This window comes from Stenotrophomonas veracruzanensis (genome assembly GCF_032911525.1).
Lineage (GTDB): Bacteria > Pseudomonadota > Gammaproteobacteria > Xanthomonadales > Xanthomonadaceae > Stenotrophomonas > Stenotrophomonas africana.
In genome coordinates this window covers 125,229-137,587 of sequence record NZ_JAWJTI010000002.1, presented here as the reverse complement: position 1 = coordinate 137,587, position 12,359 = coordinate 125,229, and the positions used below count along the sequence as shown (strand labels likewise).

Annotated in this window: 16 protein-coding genes; 13 read left to right on the top strand and 3 right to left on the bottom strand. The window is 67.4% G+C overall.

Going from position 1 to position 12,359, the window contains the following annotated elements; genetic code table 11:
* Window positions 1-122 precede the first annotated feature (122 nt).
* The gene (locus R1H25_RS02445) at window positions 123-848 is read left to right on the top strand and encodes an enolase (protein ID WP_317222566.1); all 726 of its coding nucleotides are present in this window, start codon (window positions 123-125) and stop codon (window positions 846-848) included.
* Window positions 849-890: 42 nt separating this feature from the next.
* Here R1H25_RS02445 and R1H25_RS02440 read toward each other — a convergent pair whose 3' ends face one another.
* Entirely contained in the window at window positions 891-1,337 is a 447-nt protein-coding gene (locus tag R1H25_RS02440) for a copper chaperone PCu(A)C (protein ID WP_317222565.1), read from the bottom strand.
* A gap of 34 nt (window positions 1,338-1,371) precedes the next feature.
* Between R1H25_RS02440 and R1H25_RS02435 the strand changes: the two genes are divergently transcribed.
* The 4 genes from R1H25_RS02435 to R1H25_RS02420 all read left to right on the top strand — a co-directional run bounded on the left by R1H25_RS02435 (window position 1,372) and on the right by R1H25_RS02420 (window position 5,136).
* Window positions 1,372-2,148 carry an enoyl-CoA hydratase/isomerase family protein gene (locus tag R1H25_RS02435; protein ID WP_317222564.1) on the top strand — a complete coding sequence of 259 codons (777 nt, stop codon included), beginning with the start codon at window positions 1,372-1,374 and terminating at the stop codon, window positions 2,146-2,148.
* Between the two features lie 140 nt (window positions 2,149-2,288).
* Window positions 2,289-3,197, top strand: coding sequence for an acyl-CoA thioesterase II (gene tesB, locus R1H25_RS02430; RefSeq protein WP_005412623.1), 909 nt, complete (start codon window positions 2,289-2,291; stop codon window positions 3,195-3,197).
* Between the two features lie 3 nt (window positions 3,198-3,200).
* Entirely contained in the window at window positions 3,201-3,710 is a 510-nt protein-coding gene (locus R1H25_RS02425; protein WP_049447046.1) for a pathogenicity-like protein, read from the top strand.
* 208 nt (window positions 3,711-3,918) lie between these two features.
* A complete protein-coding gene (locus tag R1H25_RS02420; protein WP_317222563.1) occupies window positions 3,919-5,136 on the top strand; it encodes a sigma-70 family RNA polymerase sigma factor in 1,218 nt (405 codons plus the stop codon).
* Between the two features lie 52 nt (window positions 5,137-5,188).
* Here R1H25_RS02420 and R1H25_RS02415 read toward each other — a convergent pair whose 3' ends face one another.
* Window positions 5,189-5,755, bottom strand: coding sequence for an EF-hand domain-containing protein (locus R1H25_RS02415; RefSeq protein ID WP_088480548.1), 567 nt, complete (start codon window positions 5,753-5,755; stop codon window positions 5,189-5,191).
* Window positions 5,756-5,911: 156 nt separating this feature from the next.
* On the opposite strand from R1H25_RS02415, the gene R1H25_RS02410 reads away from it, so the two are divergent.
* The 3 genes from R1H25_RS02410 to R1H25_RS02400 all read left to right on the top strand — a co-directional run bounded on the left by R1H25_RS02410 (window position 5,912) and on the right by R1H25_RS02400 (window position 8,227).
* Entirely contained in the window at window positions 5,912-6,667 is a 756-nt protein-coding gene (locus R1H25_RS02410) for an arginyltransferase (RefSeq protein WP_049447050.1), read from the top strand.
* 38 nt (window positions 6,668-6,705) lie between these two features.
* Window positions 6,706-7,923: an endonuclease/exonuclease/phosphatase family protein gene (locus tag R1H25_RS02405; protein ID WP_164176469.1), complete on the top strand. Its 1,218-nt coding sequence runs from the start codon at window positions 6,706-6,708 to the stop codon at window positions 7,921-7,923.
* Between the two features lie 67 nt (window positions 7,924-7,990).
* Window positions 7,991-8,227 (top strand): hypothetical protein, encoded by a 237-nt coding sequence (locus R1H25_RS02400; RefSeq protein ID WP_317222562.1) that lies wholly within the window; start codon window positions 7,991-7,993, stop codon window positions 8,225-8,227.
* A 62-nt stretch (window positions 8,228-8,289) separates the two neighbouring features.
* Here R1H25_RS02400 and purT read toward each other — a convergent pair whose 3' ends face one another.
* Window positions 8,290-9,477, bottom strand: coding sequence for a formate-dependent phosphoribosylglycinamide formyltransferase (purT, locus tag R1H25_RS02395; RefSeq protein WP_317222561.1), 1,188 nt, complete (start codon window positions 9,475-9,477; stop codon window positions 8,290-8,292).
* A 137-nt stretch (window positions 9,478-9,614) separates the two neighbouring features.
* Between purT and R1H25_RS02390 the strand changes: the two genes are divergently transcribed.
* Genes R1H25_RS02390 through R1H25_RS02370 form a run of 5 tightly spaced genes read left to right on the top strand, consistent with a single transcriptional unit; the run spans window position 9,615 to window position 12,313 of the window.
* Window positions 9,615-10,496 carry an SPFH domain-containing protein gene (locus R1H25_RS02390; RefSeq protein ID WP_024956284.1) on the top strand — a complete coding sequence of 294 codons (882 nt, stop codon included), beginning with the start codon at window positions 9,615-9,617 and terminating at the stop codon, window positions 10,494-10,496.
* A 45-nt stretch (window positions 10,497-10,541) separates the two neighbouring features.
* Window positions 10,542-10,721 (top strand): hypothetical protein, encoded by a 180-nt coding sequence (locus R1H25_RS02385; RefSeq protein ID WP_005412615.1) that lies wholly within the window; start codon window positions 10,542-10,544, stop codon window positions 10,719-10,721.
* A complete protein-coding gene (locus tag R1H25_RS02380) occupies window positions 10,718-10,897 on the top strand; it encodes a DUF4177 domain-containing protein (RefSeq protein WP_005408542.1) in 180 nt (59 codons plus the stop codon). The genes R1H25_RS02385 and R1H25_RS02380 overlap by 4 nt, the downstream gene beginning before the upstream one ends.
* Before the next feature lie 3 nt (window positions 10,898-10,900).
* Window positions 10,901-11,494 (top strand): PH domain-containing protein, encoded by a 594-nt coding sequence (locus R1H25_RS02375; RefSeq protein ID WP_057500067.1) that lies wholly within the window; start codon window positions 10,901-10,903, stop codon window positions 11,492-11,494.
* Between the two features lie 9 nt (window positions 11,495-11,503).
* Window positions 11,504-12,313, top strand: a complete 810-nt coding sequence (locus tag R1H25_RS02370; protein WP_317222560.1) for a D-alanyl-D-alanine carboxypeptidase family protein — start codon at window positions 11,504-11,506, stop codon at window positions 12,311-12,313.
* Window positions 12,314-12,359: the final 46 nt, after the last annotated feature.

The window sequence follows — 12,359 nt, the reverse complement described above, 5'->3', positions numbered from 1 at the left end:
GTAGTGCCGGCCGCTGGCCGGCATGCCCGACCCTGTGACTCGTAGAGTCGAGCTTGCTCGACTGCTGCTTGCCGGATCAGTCGAGCAAGCTCGACTCTACCCGCCCGGCTCAAAGGACTGACATGATCCACCAGACCGAACTGCGCGACCTGCTACCCGGCATGGTCCCCTTCCCCACCGACGTCTTTCCCGCCGACCAGGCCTGGCTCGGCCAGCACCTGCTGCCGCTGCTGAAGATCGATCTGGGTGTGCTGCGCCCGGAACTGGCCGGCCAGGTGGCGACGATGCTGTGCCCGATCGAGCCTTACGACGGCTGCATCGGCGAGACCACCGAAGAACACCACAACGATTTCACCGGCACCAACTGGATCGCCTTCGAACTGACCGCCGGCAACGAGATGCGTTTCCTCGGCAACGAGGGCTATTTCATCGGCGACGCGGTGCAGGACAAGCACGCGCAGGAACACATCGCGCAGATGCGCGAGAGCTACGCCAAGGCCCGCGACTACCATACCGTGCACGGTCGCCTCGCCTGCTACTCGCGCTATGGCAAGGGTGAGGCCAGCGAGCGCGATTATCTGGATACGCTGGGTGGCCCGATTGGTTTCGGCAACTGGACCGAGACCGCGGAGATTCCCGCGGCCTTCGAACTGGGCTTCACCGAGGCAGCCGATGACCCCAACGCTGCGGACGATGCCGAAACGGTGATCATCACCCGCAATGGCAACAGATTCTTCGCCGTGGCCGACGTAGCCGGCTACAACTGGTGCGCCACCGGTGCCGACGCGATCGTGATGCTGTACGAGCCGGTCAGCCGCACGGTGCTGTTCTCGTACGACTGGTCGTAAGCCCCCGGGTAGTGCCGGCCAGCGGCCGGCACTACCATCCCGCTACGGCGCGGCCTTGCGCACGGTCAACGTCGCGCCTGCTTCGCCACCGCCTTCCAGCTGCAGCCGCAGCGGCAGCGCCTGGCCTTCCTTCAGCGCACCCTTGCCCTGCATCAGCATCAGGTGCAGGCCACCGGGCTTGAGTTCCGCGCGGGCACCCGGTGCCAGCGGCAGGCGTTCGATCGCGCGCATCCGGCTGACGCCATCGACAATCGTGGTTTCGTGCAGCGACACATCACCGAAGCCGCTGCTGGCCGCGCCGGTGATCACTACCGCCTTGCTGCAGCCGTTGTGGATCACGCCATAGCCGGCGGTCATCGGCATCGCCGGATTCGGTGGCAGCCGCGCCCAGCCCTGCTCCACAGTGACGCAGGCCGGTTCGGGCACCGAAGCCGATGCTGCGGCCGCACACAGAACCAACAGTACGCCAACGAATGGTTTGGTTATCATCGCCCGGGTTCCTTCTTCGCAACGAGACCGCAGCATGACGACGCTCATCGAGGTGATCAACCATGGCCCCATCCGCGAACTGCGACTGGCGCGGCCGCCGGTCAACGCACTGGACACCGAACTGTGCCGGCAGTTGATCCATGCCATCGAGCTGGCCATGGCCGAAGACGCGCACGGCATCGTGCTGTCGGGCAGCGAGCGCGTCTTCACCGGCGGCATGGACGTGCCGCACCTGCTCTCGCATGGCGATGACAAGCACAAGTTGTTGGACACCTGGAACGCCTTCTTTGGCGCCGTGCGCACACTGGCAGAGAGTCGCATTCCGGTGGTCGCGGCGATCACCGGCCACGCCCCGGCAGGTGGCTGCGTGCTGGCCCTGTGCTGCGATTACCGGGTGATGGCGCGCAGCGCCGATCCGTCGCGGCCATATGCCATCGGCCTGAACGAAGTGCAGGTCGGCCTGATCGCGCCGGAGGGCATCCAGCGCCTGCTGCGCCGTGCGGTGGGCGTGCACCGCGCCGGCGTGCTGCTGACCACCGGTTCGCTGGTGCCGGCCGAACAGGCGCTGCAGATCGGCTTGGTGGATGAGCTGGCCGAGGGCGACCTGGTGGTGGCACGCGCCATTGCCTGGCTGCAGAACCTGCTCAAGCAGCCGCGCCAGCCGATGCTGCTGACCCGCGCGATTGCCCGTGCCGACCTGCATGAGGCGCTGCACCCGGACCTGATCCAGCTGGACCGCTTTGTCGAGGCATGGTTCGCCCCGGATGCGCAGAACGCGCTGCACGCACTGGTGGCGCGCCTCGGCAAGTGAACGGTAGTGCCGGCCGCTGGCCGGCCACCGCAGGCGCCCCAACTGGCTCATGAGGCTGCCGGCCAGCGGCCGGCACTACCGATGATGGGCTGGCCTGCACCGGTATAATCGGGGCCTCTTCACTGCTGTGGCCGCCCCCCTTGAACGACACGCCCGAACCCGTCGTCTCCGAGCTGATCGACCTGCTCACGCTGGAGCGGCTGGAGGACAACCTGTTCCGCGGCCAGAGCCGCGACATCGGCACCAAGTACGTGTTCGGCGGGCAGGTACTGGGCCAGGCGCTGGCCGCGGCGCAGGCCACGGTCGACAACGGCCGCCACGTGCACTCGCTGCACGCCTATTTCCTGCGCGCGGGCAACATCGACCACCCGATCGTCTACGACGTGGACCGCACCCGCGATGGCGGCAGCTTCTCGGTGCGCCGGGTCACCGCGATCCAGCACGGCAAGGTGATCTTCTTCTGCGCGGCCTCGTTCCAGCAGGCCGAGACCGGCGCCGAGCACCAGCACAAGATGCCCGAAGTGCCGCAGCCGGAAGACATTGAACCGAACCGTCCGCTGCCGGCCGAAGTGCTGGAGCGGCTGCCGATCAAGGTGCAGCGCTGGCTGTCGCGCGGCGGCCCGTTCGAGTTCCGCCACGTCTACCCGCGTGACGAACTCAACCCGCCCAAGCGCCCGCCCTACCACCAGGTGTGGCTGCGCCTGAGCGAACCGGTGGGCGATGCGCCGGAGCTGCACCAGGCGCTGCTGGCCTACGCCTCCGACTTCCACCTGCTGGGCACGGCGACCTTCCCGCACGGCATCAGCTACTACCACCCGCACGTGCAGATGGCCTCGCTCGACCACGCAATCTGGTTCCACCGCCCGTTCCGTGCCGACGACTGGCTGTTGTACTCGCTGGACAGCCCCAGCGCGCAGGATTCGCGCGGCCTGGCACGCGGCCAGTTCTTCACCCGCAATGGCGTACTGGTGGCCAGCACCGCGCAGGAAGGCCTGATCCGCGTCGTTCCCGACCAGGCCGCGGCCGCCGCCGTGCCAGCCAAGGAGTAACCCATGCGCCAGATCTTCAGCAGCCAGCGCGTGGAAACCGTCGAAGGCGTGGCCGAGCTCCTGCGCGGGCATGGCATCGACGTCAAAGTGACCAATGGACGCTCGTACAAGACCCGCCGCCGCGGCCAGTTCAGCTACACCGACCTGGGCAACGCCAACGCCTACCCAGCGGTATGGATCGTGCGCGCCGACGACCAGCCGCGCGCGCGTGAAATCCTGCGCGAGGCGCGACTGCTCGACACCACCCGCCGCGACCATCCGACCGCCGAATTCGCCTTCCGCGACGCGCCAGAACAGGGCAGCGGTGGCCGCAGCTGGGCCTGGCGCATCCGCATCGCCCTGCTGGTGGTGATCGCCGGCGTGGCGCTGGTGATCGGCCTGCGCCATCGCGGCGCCCCGGCGCCGGTCGCACCGGCCCCTGCCCCGCAGGCCCAGCCGCAGCAGACGCAACCGGCTCCGCAGGCCGCACCGGAAGAGGAAGAAGTCCGGGTCCGCATCCAGCCCTCGAAGTGACGCACGGGTAGGGCCGGCCGCTGGCCGGCAGCCGCAAAAAGGGGACGGAGGGGATTAAGTCGTTTGAGGCACAAACGACTTAATCCCCTCCGTCCCCTTTTTTGTCATGAGGTTGCCGGCCAGCGGCCGGCACTACCGTGCAGAAGGCCGGTCACACTTCGCGCGCGGCTCCGTCATGGGACACAATCCCAGCAGGAGAGCCGCCGCCATGACGACGTTCGCCGCATCGATCGACCAGACCCTGGAACGCGAACTGCCCGCCGCCGCCAGCGGGTGCCAGCACGCCTATGGCCGTATCGTGCTGGCCTGCCAGAACACGGTCACCGCCATCGCGCTGGCCATCACCCGCGACCGCCAGGCCAGCGAGGACATCGCCCAGGAGGCCTTCGTCAAGGGCTGGCAGCAGCTGCACCAGCTGCGCAGTTCGACCAGTTTCCTGCCCTGGCTTCGGCAGATCACCCGCAACCTGGCCCGCGACTGGATACGTGCACAACGTGGCCGGCCGCTGACCGGCGAGGCGGCCGAGGTGGCGATGGGCATGGCCGCCGACCCGTCGCCGGGCGCGGCCGACCGCCTGCAGCGGGTGGAGGAAGAGATCGCCGCCGAGGACATCATTTCCGCCTTGCCCGCCGACAGCCGCGAAGTGCTGTTGCTGTACTACCGCGAAGGCCAGCGCTCGCAGCAGGTGGCCGACCTGCTTGGGCTCAGTGACGCCGCCGTGCGCAAGCGCCTGTCGCGTGCCCGCGCCCTGGTGCGCGACGGCCTGCTGCAGCGCTTCGGCGAGTTCGCGCGCAGCAGCGCACCCAGTGCCGCGTTCGCTACGGCGGTGGTTTCGATGGTACTGGTGGCCGCGCCCGGCACTGCCAGCGCAGCGATCCTGCTCGGCACCGGTATCGGCGTGGGCGGCAGCAAGCTGGGCCTGGGCGGCGTCAGTGCCGCAGGCGGGGCCGCCATGGGTTCACTGACGGCCGCCGCCAGCCAGCTGCACCTGATTCCCGCCAGCGACTGGGCCACCGTTGCCGGTGGCGTCGTCGGCGGCATCATCGGCAGCTATCTGGGTGGCCGCTTCCTGCTGCGCTTCGCAGACACCCAGCAGGAACGAACAGCAGTGCGACGCTTCGTGCACCTCAATACGTTCACCGCGATGGTCGTCTGCACCAGCCTGCTGATCTCGCTGATGCTGCAGGTGCCATTCTGGCTGCAACTTGCGATTCTCGTCATCGGCCTGGGTACGGTGAACTACCAGTGCCTGGTGCCGCTGCAGCGCGTGATGGCACCCATGATCGCGCGCGATTCAGCGCGGCGCGGCCGCAGCGGAACCAACTGGAAATACGAATCCGTGTACGGGCGCACCGGCATCATCGGGGCGAACGTATTCGTGATCGGTCTGGTGGTATATGCGCTGATGCGCAACGGAAACGTGTAACGGACAACGCCGGCAGTCTGCCGGCGTTGTCGTCATTTCACCGCGTTGACCCTCAGCGCTGCGGCTGCGGCTTCGGCGCAGCGCCATCACGCGGACCGCCATGGCGCGGGCCACCGTGCATCGGGCCCTTGGCTGCGTCGAACTCGGCCTTGCTCAGCTGGCCGTCCTTGTTGGTGTCGGCGGCAGCGAACCAGGCATCACGACGTTGCTTCATGCGCAGCTCGCGGTCAGCCTTGTCCAGGTAGCCGTCCTTGTTCAGATCAAGCTGGTCGAAGCGAGCTGCCAGGCGCGGGTCGGCCTTGGCTTCCTCGCGGCTGATGCGGCCGTCCTTGTTGACGTCCAGCTTGGCCCAGCGCTCACCGCCATGGCCACGACGACCATGCTGCCAGCGCGGCAGCTCATCGCGCGAGAGCTTGCCATCCTTGTTCTTGTCCAGCTCGTCGAACTTCGCGGCCAGGCGCGGGTGGGCAGCGGCCTCGCTGCGGTCGATGACGCCGTCGCCGTTGGTGTCCAGCCTGGCCGGGCGCTGCGCCGGCGTGGTCGGGGTGTCGGCCGCGAGCGCGATACCGGAAGCGGAGGTGCCGAGCAGCAGGGCCAGCAGCAGGGGGGTACGGATCATGAGGTCACTCCTGGGGATGGGAACAGCGTCGGGGTGATCACTTCACCCTCGGGAGACGACAACGCCCGGGCGCGACATCGGTTGACGCCGCTGCCGGTTCCATTCATCCGGCGGACAGTCGCCGCCACTGCGACAACCTGGGGCTATGCTGTGCCCATGGCGATTCATGGCGACAGAGACGACGAACTGCGACTTTTCCAGACCGGCGAGCACCCCTGCGGGTACTGGTCGGACCGGGTGGCACGTGACCTGGTGCTGGATCCGCACGATCGTCGCCTTGGTGGCTTGTACCCGCTGGCACTGAGCTGGGGCTTCCGCCGCAGTGGCGATCTGGTCTACCGGCCGCACTGCGCGCACTGCCAGGCCTGCGTGGCGGTGCGCATCCCGGTGGCCCGCTTCGCCCCCGACCGCAGCCAGCGCCGCTGTGCCGCCCGCAATGACGACCTGGAGGTGCGGATCACCGCCGCCACCGCCCGTGACGACCTGTTCGCGCTGTATCACCGTTATCTCACCCACCGCCACGCCAACGGCGGCATGGACGACCATGGCCCGCACGAATTCGAGCAGTTCCTGATCGGCAGCTGGTCGCACACCCGCTTCATGGAAATGCGCCTGCCCGGCCACGACGGTCAGCCCAGCCAACTGCTGGGGGTGGCGGTGACCGACGTCACCGAGCACGGCCTGTCGGCGGTCTACACCTTCTTCGACCCGGACCACGCCGCACGTGGACTGGGCACCTTCGCGATCCTGCAGCAGATCGAATGGGCACGCCGCGAGGGACTGCCGCACGTGTACCTGGGCTATTGGATCCGTGGCCACCAGAAGATGGACTACAAGCGCCGCTTCCATCCGCTGGAAGCCTACGATGGCCGCCGCTGGCACGATTTCGACAACGATCTGGACGGGCGCTGACAAACCGCTGACACCGGGCCGGGTGCACAATACGGCCCATGAACATGACCCGCCGCCATCCCCTGATCCTCGCCCTGGCCCTGCTCTGCGGCGCCAGCGCCCCTGCCTTCGCCACGTCCCCCGCGATGACCGAAAAGCCGTCCGCTGCGCTGCGCCTGGCCACCTACAACACCTCGCTGTATTCCGACGACGCCGGTGGCCTGATCAAGGAACTGGAAGGTGACAGCGAGCACGCACGCAAGATCGCCGCGGTACTGCAGCAGGTGCGTCCGGATCTGGTGCTGTTGAACGAATTCGATTTCGACGACGCCCATCGTGCCGCCGACCTGTTCCAGAAGCGCTACCTGGAAGTGGCCCAGCCCGGCGGCGGCAAGCCGCTGCACTTCGCCTACCGCTACCTGGCCCCGGTCAATACCGGCGTGCCCAGTGGACTGGACCTGGACAACAACGGCGTGGTCGGCGGCGAAGGCCGCAGCCGCGGCAACGATGCCTGGGGCTACGGCCTGCACCCGGGCCAGTACGGCATGCTGGTGCTGTCGCGCTACCCGATCGACGAAGCCAAGGTGCGCAGCTTCCAGCTGCTGAAGTGGAGCGCGATGCCCGGCGCGATCCGTCCGGTCGACCCGCGCACCGGCAAGAGCTTCTACAACGACCATGTGTGGTCGCAGCTGCGCCTGTCGTCGAAGTCGCATTGGGACGTGCCGGTGAAGACCCCGGGTGGCGTGGTCCACGCGCTGGTCTCACACCCGACGCCGCCGGTATTCGACGGCCCGGAAAAGCGCAACGCAGCACGCAACCACGACGAACTGCGCCTGTGGCAGGAGTACCTGTCCAAGGGTGACAAGCCGTGGCTGTGCGACGACAAGGGCCAGTGCGGTGGCCTGGCGCAGGATGCGCGCTTCGTGATCCTCGGCGACCTCAACAACGACCCGGTCGACGGCGATGGCCGCCATGAGGCGATCGTCGAGCTGATCGAGAACGCCCGCGTGCTGCGCTACCCCACCCCGCGCAGCGTCGGCGGCGAGCAGACCAGCCTGGCCTATGCGGCCAAGGGCATCGAGCGCAAGGGCGCACCGTTCCACGCCACCGGCGATTTCGGCCCGAAGTCCGGCACCATGCGCCTGGACTACGTACTGCCCTCGACCGGTTTCGAATACGTCGGCAGCGGTATCTTCTGGCCGGCCAATGAAAGCCCGGAAGCGAAGATCGCCGACGGCAGCGACCACCACCTGGTGTGGGTGGACGTGAAGCCGTAAGGCGTCTTTACAGAAGGCGGCGCCCCTTTGTTAGAGTCCAGCAACGGAACGGCAAGGGGAGCCGCACTTGAAGAAGAATCTGCTGATCATTGCCGGCGTTGCTGCGGTGATTGCGTTGCTGATGGCCATGCGCCAAAGATGGGTATTCACCCTGCTGCCCCTGATGCTGATCGGCCTGATTCCGGCCGCAGTTGCCTGCTGGAAGGGCTACGCCGACCGCTTTGGTACCTGGTGGCTCTATGGTTCGACGCTGGGCATCGTGGCCATCATTCATGTGACCGTTCTGCCCTGGCGTAGACGCTAGTACCTGCCACGGCGGTTGCAGAGCCGAGCCTGGACTCGGCTCTGCAAAAAGCAGATGCAGGCTTAAGGGCGCAGCTCGACGCCGATGACTTCGGCGGCATCACGCGCGATGGCGCGTGCTTCGTCGATGGTTTCCGCGCGCGCCAGGGTCACGCCTACGCGGCGATGGCCGTGCACGCTCGGCTTGCCGAACAGGCGCACGGCGGTATCCGGCACCTGCAGGGCGGCGGCCACGTTGTTGAAATACGGCACGCCCTCGCCATGTGCCAGCAGCGCACACGAGGCCGACGGGCCGCTCTGGCGGATCACCGGGATCGGCAGACCGAGGATGGCGCGCGCATGCAGCGCGAACTCGCTCAGCTCCTGCGATACCAGCGTCACCAGGCCGGTGTCGTGCGGGCGCGGCGACACTTCGCTGAACCATACTTCGTCGCCCTTCACGAACAGCTCCACACCGAACAGGCCCCAGCCGCCGAGGTCGTCGGTGATCGCACGCGAGATCTCTTCGGCACGCGCCAACGCAGCACTCGACATCGGCTGCGGCTGCCAGCTTTCGCGGTAATCGCCATCCTTCTGCAGATGCCCGATCGGCGCGCAGAACGAGGTGCCGCCGGCATGGCGCACGGTCAGCAGGGTGATCTCGTAATCGAAATCGATGAAGCCTTCGACGATGCAGCGACCGGCACCGGCACGGCCACCGGTCTGCGCGTACTCCCACGCCGGGGCGATGTCCGCTTCGCTGCGCAGGGTGCTCTGGCCCTTGCCCGAGGACGACATCACCGGCTTGACCACGCACGGCAGGCCGATGGCGGCCACGGCAGCACGGTATTCGGCCTCGGTATCGACGAAGCGGTACGGCGAGGTCGGCAGGCCCAGTGTCTCGGCGGCCAGGCGGCGGATGCCTTCGCGGTCCATGGTCAGGCGTGCAGCGCGCGCGGTCGGGATCACCCGCAGGCCCTGCTCCTGTTCCAGCTGGACCAGGGTTTCGGTGTGGATGGCCTCGATCTCCGGCACCACCAGGTGCGGCTGCTCCTGCGCGATCAACGCGCGCAGGGCCATTGCATCGAGCATGTCGATCACATGCGAGCGGTGCGCGACCTGCATGGCCGGGGCATCAGCATAGCGGTCGGCGGCGATCACCTCCACGCCCAGCCGCTGCAGCTCGATGGCCACCTCCTTGCCGAGTTCGCCCGAGCCCAGCAGCAGCACGCGGGTGGCGGAGGGGGACAACGGAGTTCCAAGCTTGGCCATGGCGGTTCCAGCAGCAATGTGAAGGCGGATGGGCATTCTAGCTGGCCACGCCCCCTGGCCATGGCATCCGACGAACGGTAGTCGAAAAGTGATATCACTTTGATATCTTCATTCCGAACCCTCAAGGACGTACCGCCATGAAAGAGAAGTCGCTGTCTTCCCTCAACGGCCTCGGCACGCTGGCCGGCGCCCTGCTCGTCGCCCTCGCTGGCGCCGCCCTGTTCGTACTGGGCGTGGCAGCCAAGGCCAGCGCCGGCTCGCCCAACCTCCTGCTGATGCTGCTGGGCGCCCTGCTGGTGGCGCTGGGCGTGTTCATCCTGGCCGGCCTGTACACCATCCAGCCCAACCAGGCGGCCGTGCTGAGCCTGTTCGGCAAGTACGTGGGCACCGTGAAGGACAACGGCCTGCGCTGGAACAACCCCTTCTTTGCCAAGCGCCGGGTCAGCCAGCGCGTGCGCAACTTCGAGAGCGGCAAGCTGAAGGTCAACGAGCTGGACGGCAGCCCGATCGAGATCGCCGCGGTGATCGTCTGGCAGGTGGTCGATGCCTCCGAGGCGGTCTACAACGTGGACGATTACGAGAGCTTCGTGCACATCCAGTCCGAATCGGCGCTGCGCGCGATGGCCACCAGCTACCCCTACGACCAGCACGAGGACGGCCAGCTGGCGCTGCGCAGCCACGCCAGCGAGATCTCCCAGCACCTGAAGAACGAACTGGCCGAGCGCCTGGCCGATGCGGGCGTGCAGGTGATCGATGCGCGCATCAGCCACCTGGCCTACGCCGCCGAAATCGCCCAGGCGATGCTGCAGCGGCAGCAGGCCAACGCGGTGATCGCCGCGCGCACGCGCATCGTGGCCGGTGCGGTGGGCATGGTCGAGATGGCCCTGGCCGAACTGCAGAAGAACGGCGTGGTGCAGCTGGACGAGGAACGCAAGGCGCACATGGTCAGCAACCTGCTGACCGTGCTGTGCTCGGACCGCGGCACCCAGCCGATCGTCAACGCCGGCTCCCTGTACTGAACCACCCTCGCAACGGGGCGCCCCACCGCCCCGCCAGGAGTTTTCATGAGTGAGAAGAAAGCCTATCCGCTGCGCATCAATGCCGAGGTCCTGGCCGCGGCACAGCGCTGGGCTGACGACGAGCTGCGCAGCCTCAACGCACAGATCGAATACGTACTGCGCGACGCATTGCGCAAGGCAGGACGCCTGCCAAAACCCAAGCCATCGCCGGAGGACAAGGAATGAGCAAGCGCTGGAGCTACCAGACGATCGAGGTCAAGACGTCCATGATGGGCGTGCTGAAGCCTGAGGATGTCCAGGCCGAACTCAGCCGCCAGGGCCAACTGGGCTGGGAGCTGGTCAACATCATCATCCCGGCGCCGATGCGCCCGGCGATGCTGGTGTTCAAGAAGGAGGCCTGAGCCGTGGGCGGCAGTGACCCGAAACCGTTCGACGTGGCCGAGAGTTCGCCGTTACGCGTGCTGTGGGTCGTGCTGCCATTGCTGGCAGCCTTCGTCGCTTGCCTGTATGCACAACTGTACAAGGCGCCTGCCACGGCACCCTGGATCGAAGTAACGCTGTCGCCGCCCTGGTTCCGGATGGGCGGCAGTGCGGCATGGAGCCTGCTGGTGATCGCCCTGCTCGGCATCGGACTGGGCACAGCCTTCTTCCGCCGTCGGGTGGAACTGGCCGGCGACGTGCTGGACGTGCGCTCGACGATGTACCGACGGCGCGTGCCGGTGGCGCAACTGCGGCTGGACCAGGCCGAGGTGGTCGACCTGCAACGTGACCCTCGTTATGGCATCCGCTTCAAGACCAACGGTTATGCAATGCCGGGTTTCTATTCCGGCCACTTCCGCCTGCAGGGCGGCGGCAAGGGTTTCGCGCTGGTCACCGACCGCACGCGCGTTCTCGCCCTGCCGGTCAGCGATGGCAGCACGCTGCTGCTCAGTCTGGACCGGCCGCAGTCGCTGCTCGATGCACTACGCAAGGTGGCCGCACCGGCACCACGGCAGTAAGCTGAGGCGATGCAACGACGCCTGCCCCTGCTGATCAATACCGAGGCCATCGAACTGTGGCCTGCCCACCTGCTGCGCGCACGCAGCAACCTCGACGCACGCCTGTTGGCACGGGCGCAATGGGTGCTGCGACGCAAGCGCGATGGCCGCTATCTGGCGGCCGTACTGCCGCACGGCCTGCATTCGATGGTGCCGCGCCTGCCGCGAGAGCCCGGGGTCGAGGACGCACTGACACTGCTCGACGCCACGGCGGCGCGCCCGGTTGGCGCTGCGCTGGGAGAGCAATGGCTTCCGCTGGCCGGGCTGCAGCAGCGCCTGCAGCAGCTCGGCCTGGACCCGCAGCGCTACGCCGACGAGAGCGGCCTGCCGCTGGAGCCCGAACCGTGCCTGCTGCATTTTGCCGGCCGCGACCGCTTCGCCCGGCCACTATGGCTGCGCCGTGGCGCCGCGCAGGGCTGGCGACGGATGCGACTGCATGCGGCACGGGATGGCATTGCGCTGGACGCGATCTCCGGCTTCCGCAGCCATGCCTACCAGCTGGGCATCTTTGAACGGAAACTGGCGCGCGGACTGAGCGTGGCGGAGATCCTGAAGGTCAATGCCGCCCCGGGTTTCAGCGAACACCACAGCGGCCATGCGCTGGACATTGGTACCCCCGGCGATGCTCCCGCCGAAGAGACCTTCGAAGCCACCGACGCGTTCGCGTGGCTGCAGGCACATGCGGGCGGGCATGGCTTCCAGCTGAGCTACCCGCGCGACAATCCGCACGGCATCGTCTACGAACCCTGGCACTGGTGCTGGAAACCGGCCAACGGCTGAGCCCCTCGTGGCGAAAGCAATGCGAAATTCATGGAGCTGTCCGGAC